Source organism: Streptomyces sp. NPDC048496 (genome assembly GCF_043200055.1).
Classification (GTDB): Bacteria; Actinomycetota; Actinomycetes; order Streptomycetales; family Streptomycetaceae; genus Streptomyces.
This window is the reverse complement of sequence record NZ_JBICXB010000003.1, coordinates 60,099-78,276: the sequence shown is the minus strand read 5'-3', so window position 1 is coordinate 78,276 and position 18,178 is coordinate 60,099. Positions and strand designations below refer to the sequence as shown.

General features: G+C 71.5%; 15 protein-coding genes. 7 read left to right on the top strand and 8 right to left on the bottom strand.

All coding sequences use genetic code 11. The features are described 5' to 3' along the window. Positions 1-18: 18 nt before the first annotated feature. The 8 genes from alr to ACGFSA_RS04660 all read right to left on the bottom strand — a co-directional run bounded on the left by alr (position 19) and on the right by ACGFSA_RS04660 (position 9,262). Complete coding sequence (gene alr, locus ACGFSA_RS04695) at positions 19-1,176, bottom strand: alanine racemase (protein ID WP_393299609.1); 1,158 nt, start codon at positions 1,174-1,176, stop codon at positions 19-21. Between the two features lie 160 nt (positions 1,177-1,336). Further along, a complete protein-coding gene (locus tag ACGFSA_RS04690; RefSeq protein ID WP_393299606.1) occupies positions 1,337-1,720 on the bottom strand; it encodes a DUF488 domain-containing protein in 384 nt (127 codons plus the stop codon). A gap of 95 nt (positions 1,721-1,815) precedes the next feature. Further along, complete coding sequence (locus ACGFSA_RS04685) at positions 1,816-3,276, bottom strand: NAD(P)H-hydrate dehydratase (protein WP_393299603.1); 1,461 nt, start codon at positions 3,274-3,276, stop codon at positions 1,816-1,818. A 4-nt stretch (positions 3,277-3,280) separates the two neighbouring features. Further along, positions 3,281-3,649 (bottom strand): holo-ACP synthase, encoded by a 369-nt coding sequence (locus tag ACGFSA_RS04680; RefSeq protein ID WP_266990539.1) that lies wholly within the window; start codon positions 3,647-3,649, stop codon positions 3,281-3,283. A gap of 24 nt (positions 3,650-3,673) precedes the next feature. Continuing rightward, positions 3,674-5,521 (bottom strand): glutamine--fructose-6-phosphate transaminase (isomerizing), encoded by a 1,848-nt coding sequence (gene glmS, locus ACGFSA_RS04675; RefSeq protein ID WP_393299600.1) that lies wholly within the window; start codon positions 5,519-5,521, stop codon positions 3,674-3,676. A 179-nt stretch (positions 5,522-5,700) separates the two neighbouring features. Then, positions 5,701-6,498 carry a copper homeostasis protein CutC gene (locus tag ACGFSA_RS04670; RefSeq protein WP_393299597.1) on the bottom strand — a complete coding sequence of 266 codons (798 nt, stop codon included), beginning with the start codon at positions 6,496-6,498 and terminating at the stop codon, positions 5,701-5,703. Continuing rightward, the gene (locus tag ACGFSA_RS04665) at positions 6,495-8,018 is read right to left on the bottom strand and encodes a M81 family metallopeptidase (protein WP_393299595.1); all 1,524 of its coding nucleotides are present in this window, start codon (positions 8,016-8,018) and stop codon (positions 6,495-6,497) included. Before ACGFSA_RS04665 ends, ACGFSA_RS04670 begins: the two co-directional genes overlap by 4 nt. A gap of 23 nt (positions 8,019-8,041) precedes the next feature. Beyond that, on the bottom strand, positions 8,042-9,262 hold the full coding sequence (locus ACGFSA_RS04660; protein WP_393299592.1) for an ROK family protein: 1,221 nt from the start codon (positions 9,260-9,262) through the stop codon (positions 8,042-8,044). A gap of 285 nt (positions 9,263-9,547) precedes the next feature. Here ACGFSA_RS04660 and ACGFSA_RS04655 point away from each other — a divergent pair, with 285 nt between their 5' ends. The 7 genes from ACGFSA_RS04655 (at position 9,548) to ACGFSA_RS04625 (ending at position 18,069) form a co-directional block, all read left to right on the top strand. Beyond that, positions 9,548-11,365: a peptide ABC transporter substrate-binding protein gene (locus tag ACGFSA_RS04655; protein WP_393299589.1), complete on the top strand. Its 1,818-nt coding sequence runs from the start codon at positions 9,548-9,550 to the stop codon at positions 11,363-11,365. A gap of 50 nt (positions 11,366-11,415) precedes the next feature. Then, positions 11,416-12,375: an ABC transporter permease gene (locus ACGFSA_RS04650; RefSeq protein ID WP_393299586.1), complete on the top strand. Its 960-nt coding sequence runs from the start codon at positions 11,416-11,418 to the stop codon at positions 12,373-12,375. Next, complete coding sequence (locus ACGFSA_RS04645; RefSeq protein ID WP_393299584.1) at positions 12,372-13,271, top strand: ABC transporter permease; 900 nt, start codon at positions 12,372-12,374, stop codon at positions 13,269-13,271. Before ACGFSA_RS04650 ends, ACGFSA_RS04645 begins: the two co-directional genes overlap by 4 nt. Then, positions 13,268-14,974, top strand: coding sequence for a dipeptide ABC transporter ATP-binding protein (locus tag ACGFSA_RS04640; protein ID WP_393299581.1), 1,707 nt, complete (start codon positions 13,268-13,270; stop codon positions 14,972-14,974). Before ACGFSA_RS04645 ends, ACGFSA_RS04640 begins: the two co-directional genes overlap by 4 nt. Further along, the gene (locus ACGFSA_RS04635) at positions 14,971-15,906 is read left to right on the top strand and encodes an ROK family protein (RefSeq protein ID WP_393299578.1); all 936 of its coding nucleotides are present in this window, start codon (positions 14,971-14,973) and stop codon (positions 15,904-15,906) included. Before ACGFSA_RS04640 ends, ACGFSA_RS04635 begins: the two co-directional genes overlap by 4 nt. A gap of 199 nt (positions 15,907-16,105) precedes the next feature. Then, entirely contained in the window at positions 16,106-17,101 is a 996-nt protein-coding gene (coaA, locus tag ACGFSA_RS04630) for a type I pantothenate kinase (protein ID WP_393299575.1), read from the top strand. A gap of 29 nt (positions 17,102-17,130) precedes the next feature. Then, complete coding sequence (locus tag ACGFSA_RS04625; RefSeq protein WP_393299572.1) at positions 17,131-18,069, top strand: DUF389 domain-containing protein; 939 nt, start codon at positions 17,131-17,133, stop codon at positions 18,067-18,069. Positions 18,070-18,178 lie beyond the last annotated feature (109 nt).

Here is an 18,178-nt window from a genome sequence, read left to right as displayed (position 1 = left end):
CGTGCAGGACAGAGCGGATCAGAGAGAACCGGTCGGGATCTCGTTCAGATAGACGCGCGGCACGCGGCCGCCGATGCGGGTGACGATCTCGTACGCGATCGTGCCGGCCGCCTCCGCCCAGTCCTCGGCGCTCGGCTCGCCCCGGTCCCCCGGGCCGAAGAGCACCGCGTCGCTGCCCACCTCGACGGTGTCCCCGCCGAGATCGACGACGAACTGGTCCATGGCCACCCGGCCCGCGACCCGCCGCCGGGCGCCGCCGACCAGGACCGGGCCGCGCCCGGAGGCGTGGCGCGGAATGCCGTCCGCGTAGCCGAGCGGGATCAGGCCGAGTGTCGTCTCGGCGGACGTCGTGTAGTGGTGCCCGTAGCTGATGCCGTGCCCGGCCGGCACCTGCTTGACCAGGGCGACCGACGCGGCGAGCGTCATCACGGGGCGCAGCCCGAAATCGGCCGGGGTGCCCAGCTCCGGGCTGGGCGAGATGCCGTACATGGCGATGCCGGTCCGCACGAGGTCGAAGTGCGACTCGGGGATCGTCAGCGTCGCCGGGGAATTGGCCATGTGCCGCACCTCGGGTTCGACGCCCGCCTTCTCCGCGTGCGCGACCATGTCGCGGTACACCGCCAGCTGGGCGACGATCGACGGATGGCCGGGCTCGTCGGCACAGGCGAAGTGCGACCAGAGGCCGGTGACCTTCACCGTGCCCTCGCCCTCGGCGGTGCGGGCGGCACAGACCAGTTCGGGCCAGTCGGCGGGCTGGCAGCCGTTGCGCCCCAGTCCGGTGTCGGCCTTGAGCTGGATGCGGGCCGGCCGTCCGGCCTCCCGGGCCGCGGCGACCACCTCGCGCAGCGCCCACATGCCGCTGACCGACACATCGATGTCGGCCTCGATCGCCTCGCGCCAGGGGCCGCCCGGTGTCCACAGCCAGCACATCACCCGGCCGCCGAGCCCGGCGGCGCGCAGGGCGAGCGCCTCGTGCGGGGTCGCGGTGCCGAGCCAGGTCGCCCCGGCTTCGAGCGCTGCCCTGGCGCAGGGCACCGCCCCGTGCCCGTACGCATCGGATTTGACGACGGCCATGAGTTGCGCGCCGGCCGCCCGGGCGCGCAGAACACGCACGTTGGCGCGCAGTGCGGCGAGGTCGATCTCGGCTCGGGCTCTCAAGGACGCTGTCTCGTTCATCGCGCCCAGTCTCTCAGAGGCGTACGCCAGGACCCTCAGGTGCCGGGTGCGGTCAGGGCCTTTCTTTCGGATCATGCCGGGCTCGCGGGGTGCGGTCCGATCCGCAGGCGCGGCCCGGGGTGCGTCATCGGTGGCGGCAGCGGTCGAAAGGCCGCTGATGTCACCGATGGCGCAGCTCATGTTCCACGTGGTCGACGAGGACCGGGACATGGCTGTGCGGGATGTCCTTCACCGCCGTGACGAGGGTCACCGGGCCGCCCCCGCGGACCAGCTCGACCAGCTCCCGCACCGCCGCCGTGTGGGAGGGGTCGGCGAGTTCGGCGCGGTAGCGGTCCACGAAGTCGTCGTACCGGGTGCCGCTGCGGTCCTCGTGGTACCAGGAGCGGAGTTCGTTCGACGGAGTGAGGTCCTTCAGCCACCGGTCGATCCGTGCCCGGTCCTTGGCGACGCCGCGGGGCCAGAGCCGGTCGACGAGGACGCGGGTCCCGTCACCGTCCTCCTGCGGGTCGTACACCCGGCGTACGCGTACGGAGTCGCTGCCCACTGTCGACCACTCCTCACCGGCTCTCCTCCGCGGTTCCGTGTCTGGTGCCCCTCCCGGCAAGCTTTGCCAGTCACGGCACTAGTGCCCAGGATCTCTCAGGCCCGCACGTCACGCCACGCCGCGGGGACCGCGTCCGCGACGTCCTGGGCGGAGACCGGGCCGCCGTCCGAGGCGCGGCGGGCGGCGAGGCCGTGCAGATAGGCACCGGCGGAGGCGGCGTCGCGCGGGTCGAGACCCGCGGCCAGCAGGGAACCGGTCAGCCCGGAGAGGACGTCGCCGCTGCCCGCCGTGGCCAGCCAGGGTGTGCCGGTCGGGTTGACCCGGACGGGAGCGCGACCGGTGCCGTCGGCGACCAGGGTCGTCGACCCCTTGAGCAGCACGGTGGAGCGGTAGCGGACGGCGAGCTCCCGGACGGCGGCGAGCCGCTCCTCCTCGACCTCCTCGCGCGGGACGCCGAGCAGCGCGGCGGCCTCCCCGGCGTGCGGGGTGAGCACCGTCGGCGCGGTGCGCGACCGCACGACGGCGACGTCGAGCAGCCGCAGCCCGTCCGCGTCGACAAGCACCGGAACCTCGGCGTCCAGCACGTCGGCGACCGCCGAGACGGCGTCCGTACCGTCCCCGAGCCCGGGTCCGACGACCCACGCCTGCACCCGCCCCGCCTTCGACGGCGGGCCCGCGTGGACCAGGGTCTCCGGGTGCCGGGCGATCACGGCACCGGCGCCCGGGCCGACGTACCGCACCGCGCCCGCACCGCCCCGCAGCGCCCCGCCGACGGCGAGCACCGCCGCTCCCGGATACCGCGCGGACCCGGCAACAATGCCGACGACACCACGCCGGTACTTGTCGCTCTCGCTGCCTGGAAGCGGCAGCAGCGCGGCGACATCGGCGTACTGCAGCGCCTCCAGATCGGGTACGCCGGGCAGCTCGTCGCCGAGCCCGATGTCGACGAGGTGCAGCGCGCCCGCCAGGTCGGCAGCCGGGTCGATGAGCAGCCCCGGCTTGTACGCACCGAAGGTGACCGTCGCATCGGCCCGCACGGCGTCGCCGAGTACCTCCCCGGTGTCCGCCTCGACACCGCTGGGCAGGTCGACGGCGAGAATCGGCGCCCCGGTCGCCTCGTAGGCGCGCACCAGCGCGGCCGCGTCCGGGCGCAGCCCGCCGCGCCCGCCGATGCCGGTGATGCCGTCGACCACCAGATCAACACGGCCGATCCGGTCCGTGCCCACCTGCGCCGCGTCCTGGGCCAGCCCGCCCGCCGCGCGGAGCGCCGCGACCCCGCCCTCGTGGGCGCGGCCCGGCGAGGTCAGCAGCGCGCGGACGCCCGCGCCGCGCCGGGCCAGCCGGGCGCCCGCGTACAGCGCGTCACCGCCGTTGTCGCCGCTGCCGACGAGCAGGACGACCCGGGACCCGTACACGCGGCCATTGCGCCGCAGCAGATCGCCGCAGGCCACGGCGAGTCCCGCGGCGGCCCGCTGCATCAGGGCCCCCTCCGGCAACCGTGCCATCAGGGCACGCTCGGCGGCCCGTACGGTCTTCACGCTGTACGCGGTTCGCATACGGTCAACCTTCCGCGATCACCACGGCCGACGCCACCCCCGCATCATGGCTCAGCGAGACATGCCAGTGCCGTACGCCCCGCTCGGCGGCGCAGGCGGCGACACTGCCGCGGACCCGCAGCCGGGGCCGGCCGCTGTCCTCGACGTACACCTCGGCGTCCGTCCACAGCAGCCCGCCCGGCGCACCGAGCGCCTTCGCGACGGCTTCCTTGGCGGCGAACCTGGCGGCCAGCGAGGCGATACCGCGCCGCTCACCGCTGGGCAGCAGCAACTCCCGCTCCAGGAAGAGCCGCTGAGCCAGATGCGGCGTACGCTCCAGCGCCGCGCCGAACCGTTCGATCTCCGCCACATCGATCCCGACCCCGATGATCACGCGCTCACTCACTCATTCTTCGACTCACTCGACTGTCACGGACTTCGCCAGATTGCGCGGCTGGTCCACCTCGTTGCCGCGGGCGGTGGCCAGTTCGCAGGCGAAGACCTGCAAGGGCACGGTCGCCACCAGCGGCTGAAGCAGCGTAGGCGCAGCGGGGATCCAGATCAGATGATCGGCGTACGGAACGACCGCCTCGTCGCCCTCCTCGGCGATGACGATGGTGCGGGCGCCGCGGGCCCGGATCTCCTGGATGTTCGACACGATCTTTTCGTGGAGCACCGAACGCCCGCGCGGCGACGGCACGACCACGACGACTGGCAGATCGTGCTCGATCAGCGCGATCGGCCCGTGCTTGAGCTCGCCGGCGGCGAAGCCCTCGGCGTGCATGTAGGCGAGTTCCTTGAGCTTCAACGCGCCTTCGAGGGCGACCGGGTAACCGACGTGGCGCCCCAGGAAGAGGACGGTGTTCTTGTGCGCGAGCGAACGGGCCAGCGCGCGCACCGGCTCCATGGTCTCCAGGACCCGTTCGACCTGCCCGGGGACCTCGGAGAGCTGCCGGACGACGGTCCGGATCTCGTCGCCCCACTTCGTACCGCGGGTCTGGCCGAGATACAGGGCGACGAGGTAGCAGGCGACGAGCTGTGTCAGGAACGCCTTGGTCGAGGCGACGGCGACCTCCGGACCGGCGTGCGTGTACAGCACCGCGTCGGACTCACGCGGAATGGTCGACCCGTTCGTATTGCAGATGGCGAGGACCTTCGCCCCCTGCTCGCGGGCGTGCCGAAGCGCCATCAGCGTGTCCATCGTCTCGCCGGACTGGGAGATCGCGATGACGAGGGTGCGCTGGTCGAGGATCGGGTCGCGGTACCGGAACTCGCTGGCGAGCTCCGTCTCGCAGGGCAGCCTGGTCCAGTGCTCGATGGCGTACTTGGCGATCATCCCGGCGTGGTAGGCGGTCCCGCAGGCCACGACGACGACCTTGTCGACCTCCCGGAGCACGCTCGGCGCGATGCGCACCTCGTCGAGGTGGAGCGAGCCCGAGCGGTCGATCCGCCCGAGGAGCGTGTCGGCCACGGCCTTCGGCTGCTCGGCGATCTCCTTGAGCATGAAGTAGTCGTAGCCGCCCTTCTCGGCGGCGGAGGCGTCCCAGTCCACGTGGTACTTACGGACCTCGGCGGGCTGTCCGTCGAAGTCGGTGACCGTGACGGACTCCCGCCGCAGCTCGACGACCTGATCCTGCCCCAGCTCGATCGCCGACCGGGTGTGCGCGATGAACGCGGCCACATCGGAGGCCAGGAACGCCTCCCCGTCCCCCACTCCGACCACGAGCGGTGAGTTCCGCCGGGCTCCCACCACCACATCCGGCTCGTCGGCATGCACGGCGACCAGGGTGAACGCCCCTTCGAGCTGCCGGCAGACCTGTCGCATCGCCTCTGCCGGGTCACCGGTCGACGAGTACGCCTCGGCGAGCAGATGGGCGACGACCTCGGTGTCGGTCTCGGACGCCAGATCATGCCCGCGCTCGGCGAGTTCGGCGCGCAGCCCGGCGAAGTTCTCGATGATTCCGTTGTGCACGACGGCGACGCGGCCCGCGTTGTCGAGGTGCGGGTGGGCGTTGGCATCGGTGGGTCCGCCGTGGGTGGCCCACCGGGTGTGCCCGATCGCGGTGGTCCCGGCCGGAAGAGGCTGTTCGACCAGCGCCTTCTCCAGATTGACGAGCTTGCCGGCCTTCTTCATGGAGGCCAGCCCGCCGTCCGCGAGAACGGCGACACCCGCGGAGTCGTACCCGCGGTATTCGAGGCGCTTCAGCCCTGCGACGACAACATCAAGCGCGGACTGCCCACCGACGTACCCGACGATTCCACACATAACGATCCCGATCCTTTCGTGGCCGCCCTCCCCTCACTTCACTCGGCATCGTCGCAGAAGGGGCGCGGGGCGGCCGGGATCATTCGTCTGCGCAGTCGCCGCGATCCGCTGCGAGCGGCGGCCCCGGGTCCGCTTCCCGCTCCCGCGCCCCCGCCGAAGCTCCGCGATCCGCTGGTCGCTCAGGCCGTGGGCCCCGAACCCGGCGCTCCCGGCGCAGGACACCAGCCCTCCGTCCCCACCGCCCGCCGTGCCTCGGCCACCACGTCGGGATCCGTGACGAAGTGGGTGTCCTGCTCGGCCGACGCACCCCCGGCGCCGAGCGGTACCCAGCCGCCGCCACGCCGGGGCAGCGCCCTGGTCTTGGCGGAGAGGTGGACGGCGGCGGCTCCGGCGGAGGTCAGGGCCGGGATGTCGGCGGGGCGCACCCCTCCGCCGGCCATCACCTGCACCCCGGGGGCGGAGGCGGCCATCGCGGCGATCGTCTCCAGCCCCTCGGCCGCGGTGGGGGCGCCGCCCGAGGTGAGGACCCGGGTGAGGCCGAGCGAGGGCAGCAATGCGGCGGTGGCCACCGGGTCGGCGGACTGGTCGATGGCGCGGTGCAGGGTGATGTCCACCGGACGGCCCGAGGCGCGGGCCGCTTCGGCGAGCCGGCCGACCGCCACGGTGTCCAGGGCACCATCGGCGGTCAGCGCGCCGATCACCACACCGGAGGCGCCGGAGGCGATGACGGACCGCACCTCGGCGGCCATCAGCGCGATCTCCTCCGCGTCATGGACGAAGTCGCCGGGCCGGCACCTGACCAGCACCTGCACCGGCAGCCCCGCCCCGGCGACCGCCTCCACCAGGGCTGCCGACGGGGTCAGGCCGCCCAGCTCCAGGGCGGCGCAGAGCTCGACGCGGTCGGCACCGTTCTCCCGGGCGACGCGGGCGCCGGCCGGTGAGGTGACGGCGATCTCCAGGGCGGGGCGTGCGGTCACTCGTCGTCCCCGGTCAGCGGCTGGTCGGAGGCGGGGATGATGCGGGCCGACAAGTCCGGGTCGGCCATCTCGCGGTCGAAGGGGAACATCGGGCGGCGGATGCGGTGGTGGCCCAGGCGTACCAGGTCCTGGTCCACACCGCCGGGGGTGAGCGCCATCTTCCAGCCGACCGACATGTCGAAGAGCTCGGGCTCCAGGTAGCCGATCTTCACGATCACGATGTCGGCGCCGCGCGGGTCGAGGCGCAGGTCGGTGAAGTCGTGCTCGTGGTGGTAGGGCTTGCGCAGCTTGGTGAGGATCGCGTACACGCTGCCGACCCGGATGACGACCTCGGTCTCGGCGTCGCGGTCGCCGTGCCGGATGGCGTGCACCACACCGGTCAGGGTGACGGGGCCCGCGTGCCGGTCGTCCACCTCGGCACCGGCGGTGACCGTGACGGTGGCGCCGACACCGGCGGCGACGGCCGTCTCGACGGCAGCCGGTCCGGGCACCGAGGCGTAGATGGCGGTCGGGCCGTCGTCCTTCTGGAACTCCGGGCGGGTCAGCAGCCGGGTCAGACCCCAGGTCACGTCGCCGGCGCCGCCCGCGGTCGGGTTGTCCCCGGTGTCGCTGATGAAGTACGGGCGCCGGTCGGAGGCCAGGGCCTCGTCCAGGATGCCGTCGAAGGTGCCGGTCGGGGCGACGAAGTCGAAGTCGTCGCGGGCCTTCCAGAAGCCCTGGGCCAGGCGCTCGGAACCGGCCGACACGGCGGCCCGGTCGGTGCCGGTAACCACCACCACGGCGCGGTTGCGCGGTTCGTCGGCCCAGGCGTAGCCGACCCATATCGCGGCGTCGATCACACCGTCCATGGCCTCGACCTCGTCCACGGCCGCGTACACGCTCCTGGCCGGCTCGATCCGGGTGGAGGTCTGCTCGCCGGCCAGCAGCACCGGCACCGGCACCCAGGCCTTGACCGGGCGGGGCGCGCCGGAGACCAGCAGGTCCACCAGGTTGCGGACGGCCCGCTCCTTGGTCTCCATGTGGTCCTCGTGCGGGGCCATCCGGTAGCAGGTGATCAGGTCGCTGCCGTGGGCGAGTTCGCGGGAGACGTTGCCGTGCAGGTCCATCGAGGTGGAGATGATCACGTCGGGGCCGACGGTGGCGCGGATGCGCTCCAGCAGCACCGCCTCGGCGTCGTCGATGCCCTCCACGGTCATGGCGCCGTGGATGTCGTACCAGAGGCCGTCCGGCTCGGGCAGCGCGGCGAGCCGCTCGATCAGCTCGTCGGTCAGCTCGGCCCAGGCGGCGGCGGTGACGGTGCCGCCCGGCAGCGACTTGCCGACCAGGGCGCCGTGCCAGTCGGCCGCCTCGCGCAGTTCCTCACCGGGCGTCAGGAAGGGGTAGCGGTCAAGAACCTCGGCGCCGCGCGAGGGGTGGAAGGCGGGGGCCTGGGTGCGGGCGGGAGAGAACGTGGACGACTCGATGCCGAGTCCGGCGATGGCGATGACCGGGCGGGCTGCGGCGGTACGGGATTGCGGCATGGCTCCTCGTAGGGGGTGGGGTGTCAGGCGTGGCGGGGCGCCGGGGCGCGGAATTGGTCGGTGCCGCCGACCTCGCCCAGGGCGAGGGCCAGGGCGCGCTGCAGGGCGAACTGCCCGGCGCCGACCAGTCCGGCGTCGGCGCCCAGGCTGGCCCGCTCGATGGTGAGGTGTTCGGTGACCAGCGGGTGGCAGCTCTCGTAAAGCTGGCTGCGCACGGCGGCGACGAACGGCTCCAGGGTGGAGAGGATGCCGCCGAGATAGACGGCGTCCGGGTTGAAGAAGTTGACGTTGGCGGCGAGCACTTGGCCGAGGTGGTCGCCGGCCCTGCGGACCGCGCGGGTGGCCTCCGGGTCGGCGTCGATGGCCAGCCGGGCCACGTCCTCGGTGCTGCTGACGTCGGCCCCGCGCTCGCGCAGGATGCGGACCAGGGCGGCGCCGGACGCCACGGTTTCCAGGCAGCCGGTGTTGCCGCAGGAACAGGGGATGTCGGCGCCGCCGTCGATCCGGATGTGGGTGATGTCACCGGCCGCGCCGGTGGCACCTCGGTAGAGACGTCCGTCGGCGATGACGCCGGCGCCGATCGCGGAGCCGATCTTCACCATGATCGTCTGCCGGTGCCCTGCGGGCCGCACGGTGTGCTCGCCGACCGCCATGCAGTTGGCGTCGTTGTCCACGGCGGCCGGGACGCCGAAGCGTTCCTCGAGCCAGGCGGTGACCGGGAAACGGTTCCAGCCCGGCATCCGGGACGGCAGGACGACCGAGCCCGACGCGACGTCCACCGGCCCGGGCAGCGAGAGCCCGACCCCGCGCAGCCGGCCGCGGCCGCGCTGCTCGGCCAGCGCCTCCAGGGTCTCGGCGAGCCGGGGCAGGGCCGCCTCGGGGCCGTCGGCGATCACGAAGGGGACGGTCGAGACATCGGTCAGACCGCCGCCGGGCAGCACCACACCGATCCGGGCGTGCCGGCCGCCGAGGTCGGCGGCGACGGCGAACTCGTCGTTGCTTCCCAGTCTCAGCGCTTTGCGGGGGCGCCCGCCGGTGGAGGACTGGGTGCCCTCCTCGGCGATCAGCCCGCGCTCCACCAGATGGGCCACGGTGAGCGAGATGGTGGAGGCGGCGGCCCCCAGCAGTCCGGCGAGTTCGGCGCGTGACGAGGCCTGGCCCGATGCGACGAGTTCCAGGACCCGCGCGGCGAGGGCTGGGGCGCCTTTCGTGGCCCTGCGGTCCCATGCACTTATTTCAGTCATGTACGAAGTAACTTCCGCAACGGTGTGTGTGGCGAAGACAATACGCCCGCGCTTGGCGCAGGGGAACAGCTTCGCGAAGGAAGAGAGCCATCCCTGAAACCCTTTCAATCCACCCAAATGCACCCAATGTAGAGGAGCGATCGGAGTGGGTAGGCTTTTTTCGGAGGCGCAGTAACTTACTTTTTACTAATTCTTGTTTGTTTCTTCGGCGCGTCCGTCGTTAGCTGTCGTGAACGCAGTGCCGGTCCCGGGACAGATACGGGTCCTTTCACTCTGAGGAGAGTCATGTTCCTTGCTCACACGGCGAACAGCCGCCGCTGGGCCCTCGTCGCGGGCGCCGCTGTCACCGCGGGCGCTCTGCTGACCGGCTGTTCCGGCGGCGACACCTCGTCGTCCGCATCCGGCTCGTCGGACACCATCAACTACGCGCTGCCGGCGAACTTCACGCCGAACTGGATCCTCCCGGTCGGCACCGCCGCGCACCTGAACACCAACAACTCCTCCATATCCCAGTCCGTCTGGGAGCCGCTGATCGCGTACGACGGCTCCACCGGCGAGGTCGGCTGGAACAAGGACAACTCGCTGGCCACCGCCGCCGACTTCGCCAAGGACAGCAAGAGCGTCACGATCACGCTCGGCGACCGGCACTGGAGCGACGGCAAGCCGATCACCTCCCGGGACGTGGAGTTCTGGTTCAACCTGGTCAAGGCCAACAAGGCCGACTGGGCCAGCTACAGCCCGGGCAAGGCGCCTGACAACTGGACCTCGCTGAAGATCGTCGACGACACGCACTTCACCATCTCTTTCGACCAGACGTACAACCAGCAGTGGATGCTCGCCAACGAGTTGAGCATGATCCGCCCGATGCCGCAGCACGTCTGGGACAAGACCAGTGACTCGGGCGCCGTGTCGGACCTCGACCGCACCACCGCGGGCGCCAAGAAGGTCTGGACGTACCTGAACGGCGCTGCCAAGAAGATCTCCGGCTACGCCACCGACCCGCTCTGGAAGACGGTCAGCGGCCCGTACACCATCAAGTCGTTCTCCACGGCCGGCAAGGTCGAGCTGACCGCCAACGCCAAGTACGACGGCGGCGGCAAGGCCAACATCAAGAACGTGAACCTGCTGCCGTTCACCACCACGGACGCCGAGAAGAACGCGCTCCGGGCAGGCACGGTCGACTACGGCTACATCAACGCCACCGACCTCAGCCAGGAGTCGTCCTTCGCTTCCAAGGGCTACGCGGTGAAGCCGTGGTCCGGCTGGGCCATCACCTACATGCCCTACAACTTCAACAACCCCACCATGGGCGCGGTCTTCAAGCAGCTCTACGCCCGCCAGGCGATCCAGATGTCGGTGGACCAGACCACCCTCTCCAAGGTCGTCTTCAACGGCACCGCGGTCCCCACCTACGGCCCCATCCCGCAGGGCCAGAGCTCGTCCTTCGTCTCGTCGGAGCAGAAGAACAACCCGTACCCGTTCTCCACCGCCAAGGCGAAGAAGCTGCTGACCAGCCACGGCTGGACCGAGCAGAACGGCACCATGGTGTGCACCAGCCCGGGCACCGGCGGCAGCCAGTGCGGCGCCGGCGTGGACAAGGGCACCAAGTTCCAGATGCAGGTGCTCTCGCAGTCCGGTTCGACCGTGACCGACAACATGATGAGCGCCCTGCAGTCGTCGTTCGCCAAGACCGGCATCGACTTCACCATCAAGACCGCCCCGGTCAACTCGGTCCTCTCGCAGGCCGGCCAGTGCACGGCCGACCAGGCCGGCTGCAAGTGGCAGCTGTCGTTCTTCGGCACCGCGGGCAGCTGGTACTTCCCGGCCTACCCGAGCGGTGACTCCCTCTTCGCCACCGGCGGCGGCTCCAACTTCGGCAGCTACTCCAACTCCGCCGTGGACAAGCTGATCACCCAGACCACCACCTCCTCCTCCAACGAGGCGGTGCAGAAGTACAGCGCCGCCCTGGCCAAGGACCTCCCGGTCATCTGGCTGCCGGAGCCGGACTACCAGGTCTCCGTGGTCAAGAACGGCCTGAGCGGCTTCGCCCAGGACTCGCTCGCCAACTTCCACCCCGCCATGTGGAAGTGGACCACCAAGTGAGCCGAGCCGGTGACCGTGCGTACCACTGAGCCGAAGCGACCGGAAAACACATGAGCACTTCCTCGTACCTGATCAGACGGGTCCTCCAAGCCGTCGTGGTGATCGTCATCGTGACGATCGTGGTCTTCGGTCTGCTGCACGCCCTGCCCGGGGGTCCCGCTCGCGGGATCCTCGGCCCGCAGGCCACGGCGCAGCAGATCACGTCCTTCAACCACGAGCAGGGCCTCGACAAGCCACTCCCCGTGCAGTACTTCTACTACCTGAACCAGCTGCTGCACGGCGACCTCGGAACCTCGTACACCCTCAATGAGCCGGTCTCCCAGCTCATCACCGAGCGGCTGGCCAAGACCCTGGTCCTCACCGCCCTGTCGGCGATCGTCGGCCTCGTGCTGGCCATCCCGCTGGGCATGTGGCAGGCCGTCCGGCGCAACAAGCCCGTCGACTACGTCATCACCACGCTGAGCTTCATCGCCTACTCCACACCCGTGTACTTCCTCGGGCTGATCCTGGTGCTGGTGTTCAGTCAGGTGCTGCCGTGGTTCCCGTCCCAGGCCCCGCAGGGGGACACGCTCGCCCAGGTGCTCTCCGACCCGCAGGCGCTGGTGCTGCCGGTCATCGCCGGTGCCGCCTCGATGATCGCGGTGTTCAGCCGCTACATGCGGGCGGCCACCCTGGAGAACCTCTCCGAGGACTACGTCAGGACGGCGCGGGCCGGTGGCTCCCGCTCCCGCTCCATCCTGTGGCGGCATGTGTTCCGCAACTCGCTGACGCCGGTGATCGCCATGCTCGGCTACTACGTGCCGGTGCTGTTCGGCGGCGCCCTGGTGGTCGAACAGCTCTTCAACTACCCCGGCATGGGCCTGCTCTTCTGGACCGCCGCGCAGTCCTCCGACTACCCGGTGCTGCTGGGCTGTGTGCTGGTCATCGCGATCGCCACAGTGGTCGGCACGCTGCTCGCCGACATCGTCCAGCGGATCATCGACCCCCGAGTGAAGGCAGGCCGGGCATGAGCGCCGTCATCCAGTCGGGTCAGGCGCCCGGCACGGCCACCGCCGCCGGTGCGGTCTCCGGCTCCCGGCTCGCCGTCCGGCGCTTTCTGCGCAACCGGCTCGCCGTGGTCGGGCTCGGCGTCGTGGTCTTCTTCTTCCTGTTCTGCTTCGTCGGTCCGCTGGTGTACTCCACCGACCAGACCCACACGATGCTCCAGCAGGTCAACCTCGCCCCCAGCGGTTCGCACTGGCTCGGCACCGACGCGGTCGGCCACGACGAGCTGGGCCGGCTGATGTACGGCGGCAAGGTGTCGCTGATCGTCGGCCTCGCGGCGGGCATCCTGGCCACCGTGATCGGCACCCTGTGGGGCGCCGCCGCCGGCTATGCGGGCGGCTGGATCGACGCGGTCATGATGCGGATCGTGGACGCGGGGATCGCCATCCCGGCGCTCTTCATCCTGCTGGTGGTCTCGGCCATCACCACCCCGGGCCTGACCGGGCTGATCGTCATCCTGGGCTTCGTCTCCTGGCTGGTGCCGTCCCGGCTGATCAGGGCCGAGACGCTGACCCTGAAGAACCGCGACTACGTGCTGACCCTGCGGGCCATCGGCGGGACGCATTCCCGGGCGATCACCCGGCACATCCTGCCGAACTCGGTCTCGACCGTCATCGTCGCGACCACCTTCCAGATCGCCGACGCCATCCTGCTGGTCGCCTACGTCTCCTACCTGGGCCTGGGCGTCCAGCCGCCGGCCACCGACTGGGGCGGCATGCTCTCGGCCGGTCTCACCGCCGCCTACTCCGGCTACTGGTGGCTCATCCTGCCGCCGGGCCTGGCCATCATCCTGGTGGTCTGGGCGTTCAACGCGATCGGGGACGGACTCCGCGACGCATTCGACGTGAGGGGACGCGGATGACCGCCACCCAGCGCTCCGCCGCCCCGCCGGCCGGGCCGATTCTCGAACTCGACGACCTCGGCGTCATCTTCACCACCGAGACCGGCGAGGTGCCGGCCGTGCGGGGCGTCTCCCTGCACGTCAGACCCGGCGAGACGCTCGCCCTGGTCGGCGAGTCGGGCTCCGGCAAGTCCACCATCGCGCTGGCCGCGATGGGCCTGCTGGCCGGCAACGCCCGTGCCACCGGCCGCGCCACCATCGCCGGCACCCAGGTGGTCGGTGCCCATGAGGCCGACCTGGCGGCGCTGCGCGGCCGGACCGTCTCCATGGTGTTCCAGGAGCCGGCGACCGCGCTGGACCCGCTGACCCGGATCGGCAAGCAGATCGCCGAGGTGATCCGCAACCACCGCGAGGTGTCCGCCAAGGACGCCGCCGCCGAGGCCGTCGAACTCCTCCGCAAGGTCGGCATCCCCGAGCCGGAGAGGCGGGCCACTGCCTACCCCTTCCAGCTCTCCGGCGGACAGCGCCAGCGGGTGGTCATCGCCATGGCCATCGCCAACGAGCCCGCCCTGCTGATCGCCGACGAGCCGACCACCGCGCTGGACGTCACGGTGCAGGCCGAGATCCTCGACCTGCTGCGCCGGCTCGCCGTCGAGACCGGCACCGGCGTCCTGCTGGTCACCCACAACATGGGCGTGGTCGCGGACTTCGCCGACCGGGTCGCCGTGATGTACCACGGCGAGATCGTGGAGACCGGACCGGTCGAGGACGTGCTGCTCCGCCCGTCCCACGACTACACCAAGCGGCTGCTGGCCGCGGTGCCCCGGCTGTCGGTCGCCGAGGCGGGCCGGCCGGCGGCGGCCGCAGCCACCCGTCCGGACACCGAGCCAGTGGTCGAACTCCGCGACATCTCCGTGGTGTTCGGCCGTGGCAAGGGCGCCGTGCGGGCTCTGGACGGGGTCTCGCTCGCCGTCCACGCCGGGGAGACCCTGGGCCTGGTGGGCGAGTCGGGCTCCGGCAAGTCCACCGCGTCCCGGGTCGCGCTCGGTCTGATCCCGCCGACTTCCGGCACCGTCTCGCTGTTCGGCACCGACCTGGCCGGCACCCGGTCCCGGGCCCGCCGGGCGCTGCGGGCCGGTATCGGCGTGGTCCTCCAGGACCCGGTGGCCTCGCTGGACGCCCGGATGACAGTCGGCGAGTGCATCGCCGAGCCGCTCAGGGTGCACCGCCGCGAGCTCTCCGCCAAGGACCGCCAGAGCAAGGTCGCCGCCGTCCTCGACCGGGTCCGGCTGCCGCGTGAACTCGCCCGGCGCGCCCCCCGGGAGCTGTCCGGCGGTCAGCGCCAGCGGGTCAGCCTGGCCCGCGCCCTGGTCCTGGAGCCCCGGCTGCTGGTCGCCGACGAGCCCACCAGCGCGCTCGACGTGAGCGTGCAGGAGGCGGTGCTCGAAGTGATCTCCGACCTCCAGGACGAGCTGGGCTTCGCCTGTCTCTTCGTCTCCCACGACCTGGCCGTCGTACAGCACTTCGCCCAGCGCGTCGTGGTGATGCGGGCCGGCCGGGTCGAGGAGCAGGGCGCCACCGGCGCGACCCTGCTGCACCCGGAGACCGACTACACCCGCCGACTGCTGGCCGCCGTGCCGGTGCCCGACCCGGTGATCCAGCGCGGCCGCAGAGCCGAACGCCTGGCCACCCTTGCGGCCGGCCGGACGGAGGCCCAGGGGTGAGCACCCATGACCGTACGCTCTTCGCCGGAGTGGACATCGGCGGCACCACCACCCAGGTGGTGCTCTGCGACGAGGACCTGGCCGTGCTGGACCGCGCCGAGGTGGCGACCCCGGCAGCCGACGGCGGCCAGGCCATGATCGGCGCGGCCCTGGGCGCGCTGGCCCCGCTGCTGGAGCGCACCCCCGGCCGCCTCGTCGGCAGCGGGGTCGGCGCAGCCGGCCTGGTGGACTCCGTCACCGGCCGCATCCTGGTGGCCAGCGACTCCTTCACCGGCTGGGCCGGCTTCGCGGTGACGGACGCCGTCGAGGAGGCGCTGGGTGTCCCGGTCTTCCTGGACAACGACGTCAACGCCTTCCTCTACGGGGAGGTGTCCGGCGGCGCCGTGCGCGGCGAGTCGGATGTCCTCGGGATGACCCTGGGCACCGGGGTCGGCGGCGCGCTGTGGACCGGCGGCGCGCTGTTCGCCGGGCCGCACGGCGCGGCCGGCGAGATCGGGCACATCCCCGGCTTCGGTGATCTGCTCTGCTCGTGCGGCGGCCGGGGCCATCTGGAGACCCTGGCCTCCGGCCGTTCCATCGGCGCCCGTTACGCGGACCGCACCGGCCGCCGGCTGACCGCCCGCGAGGTCGCGCGGGCCGCCGACCACGGTGACCAGGACGCCCTCGCGGTGTACCGGGCCGCCGGTGCCGGGATCGCCCGGGCGATCGTGATGACGGCCGGCGTCGTGGACATCACCACGGTGGTGGTCGGCGGCGGGGTCAGCCGTGCCTGGCCCCTGCTGGAACCCCTCATCCTGGCGTCGCTGGCCGCCGACCCGCCGGTCAGCGGCCACCCGGTCCGGCTGGTCAGGGCCGCCCTGGGGGCCGACGCCGTACCGGTCGGCGCCGCGGCCCGGGCCCGACGGGATCTGGCGGCGAAGGTCGGGGTCTGAGGAAGCCCGGTCGAAGGCGCCACGAGTGGGCTCCGATGCCACGAGCCCGCCGTCGTCGACGCCAAGGGCCAGAAGTCCTGGCCACAGAGTGGTACGCAACGGGCCGGTGTCCGCCGCAGGGCGCGGACACCGGCCCGCAGCCCTTCCACGTGACCGACCCCACCCCCCACTGCGTCAAAACTCCCGCAACAATGAAACCGTGATCACTTCGCCGCCACGGAGCACCCACCGACGCGCCGAGCCCGCTTCGACGCCGTACGTCGACCTGTCGCGCGCCGAGTGGAGCGCCCTGCGCGACAAGACGCCGCTGCCGCTGACCGCCGACGAGGTGGAGCAGCTGCGCGGGCTCGGGGACGTCATCGACCTCGACGAGGTGCGCGACGTCTACCTGCCGCTCTCCCGCCTCCTCAACCTCTACGTCCAGGCCACCTCCGGCCTGCGCGGCGCCCTGAACACCTTCCTCGGGGACGCGGGCAACGGCCATGGCGAGCAGCGGGGCACCCCGTTCGTCATCGGCGTCGCCGGCAGTGTCGCCGTCGGCAAGTCCACCAGTGCCCGTATCCTCCAGGCGCTGCTCGCCCGCTGGCCCGAGCACCCCCGGGTGGAGCTCGTCACCACGGACGGGTTCCTGCTGCCGATGAAGGAGCTCCGGGCGCGCGGGCTGATGTCGCGCAAGGGGTTCCCCGAGTCGTACGACCGGCGCGCCCTGACCCGTTTCGTCGCCGACATCAAGGCCGGCAAGGACGAGGTGACGGCGCCCGTCTACTCGCACCTGATCTACGACATCGTGCCGGGCGAGCGGCTCACCGTACGCCGCCCCGACATCCTGATCGTCGAGGGCCTCAACGTGCTGCAGCCCGCGCTCCCCGGCAAGGACGGCCGCACCAGGGTCGGGCTCGCCGACTACTTCGACTTCAGTGTGTACGTGGACGCGCGGGCCGAGGACATCGAGACCTGGTATCTCAACCGTTTCCGCCAGCTGCGCGAGACGGCCTTCCAGAACCCGTTCTCGTACTTCCGCAAGTACACCCAGGTCTCCGAGGAGGAGGCCATGGAGTACGCCCGCACCATGTGGCGGACCATCAACAAGCCCAATCTGCTGGAAAATGTGGCACCCACACGCGGCCGTGCCACCCTGGTGCTGCGCAAGGGCCCGGACCACAAGGTCCAGCGTCTCTCGCTGCGCAAACTCTGAGTCCCCCGAGCTTCCCCGGGAGTATCCGCGTGCTGCATCTGCGCCTGATCGTCCCTCACGACCGCACGGACGAGGTGGTGCACGTCGTGCAGCACACCGTCGGCGCCACGCATCTGGTGGTCATGCCCGGTGTCGCCCTCGACCCCGCGGGCGATGTCGTGACGTGCGACGTGGCGCGCGAGGCGGGCGACGAGCTGATCGCATCGCTGCGCGAGCTCGGCATCGACGAGTCCGGCTCGATCAGCGTCGAGGAAACGGACCTGGCGCTCTCCGCCCATGCCGACCGGGCCGAGGAGGAGGCGCCGGGCGAGGGCGCGGACGCGGTGCTGTGGGAGGAGCTGGCGGACGTCACCCACGAGGAGTCGACGTTCAGCGTCACCTACCTGGCGTTCCTCACGATCGCCACGATGCTCGCGGCCTGCGGTGTGATGCTGGACAACGCGATCCTGATCGTGGGCGCGATGGCGGTGGGTCCGGAGTTCGGGCCACTGGCCGGCATTTCCACGGCGCTGGTGCAGCGCGCCCCGCGGCTGGTGTGGCGGTCGCTGTGGGCGCTGGTCGGCGGGTTCGCCGTAGCGATGGTGCTGACGGCCGGGTTCGCCTGGATGATGAACAGCCTCGGGCTGTTCACGGAGGCGATGATCGAGGCGAAGCGGCCCAATACGGCGTTCATCTGGCAGCCGGACTGGATGTCGTTCGTGGTGGCGTTCCTGGCGGGTATCGGCGGGACGCTCTCCCTCACCTCGGCGAAGTCGGGGGCGCTGATCGGCGTCGCGATCTCGGTGACGACGGTGCCCGCGGCCGCCAACGCGGCGGTGGCCTTCAGCTACCAGGACCTTTCCCAGACGTGGGGTTCGGTGGGCCAGCTGATGGCGAACCTCGGCGGGATCGTGCTCGCGGGCACGCTGACACTGCTGGTCCAGAAGGCGCTGTGGGCGATGCACCGGCGTCGGATCCGGGCTGCCTGACGCGACGGCCCGGGGCCGGCGACGGTCCTTCGGCTGTCGCCCGGCACCAGCCGCACACGGCGCCGCCCGGCGCCCCTCCAGGAGGAACACCGGGCGGCACCTGACCCTC

What these genes read in the sequence shown, in the direction of transcription:
- alr (WP_393299609.1), bottom strand. Translation starts at nt 1,176, where the DNA reads ATGAACGAGACAGCGTCCTTGAGAGCCCGAGCCGAGATCGACCTCGCC.
- ACGFSA_RS04685 (WP_393299603.1), bottom strand. Translation starts at nt 3,276, where the DNA reads ATGCGAACCGCGTACAGCGTGAAGACCGTACGGGCCGCCGAGCGTGCC.
- glmS (WP_393299600.1), bottom strand. Translation starts at nt 5,521, where the DNA reads ATGTGTGGAATCGTCGGGTACGTCGGTGGGCAGTCCGCGCTTGATGTT.
- ACGFSA_RS04665 (WP_393299595.1), bottom strand. Translation starts at nt 8,018, where the DNA reads ATGCCGCAATCCCGTACCGCCGCAGCCCGCCCGGTCATCGCCATCGCC.
- ACGFSA_RS04660 (WP_393299592.1), bottom strand. Translation starts at nt 9,262, where the DNA reads ATGACTGAAATAAGTGCATGGGACCGCAGGGCCACGAAAGGCGCCCCA.
- ACGFSA_RS04655 (WP_393299589.1), top strand. Translation starts at nt 9,548, where the DNA reads ATGTTCCTTGCTCACACGGCGAACAGCCGCCGCTGGGCCCTCGTCGCG.
- ACGFSA_RS04650 (WP_393299586.1), top strand. Translation starts at nt 11,416, where the DNA reads ATGAGCACTTCCTCGTACCTGATCAGACGGGTCCTCCAAGCCGTCGTG.
- ACGFSA_RS04645 (WP_393299584.1), top strand. Translation starts at nt 12,372, where the DNA reads ATGAGCGCCGTCATCCAGTCGGGTCAGGCGCCCGGCACGGCCACCGCC.
- ACGFSA_RS04640 (WP_393299581.1), top strand. Translation starts at nt 13,268, where the DNA reads ATGACCGCCACCCAGCGCTCCGCCGCCCCGCCGGCCGGGCCGATTCTC.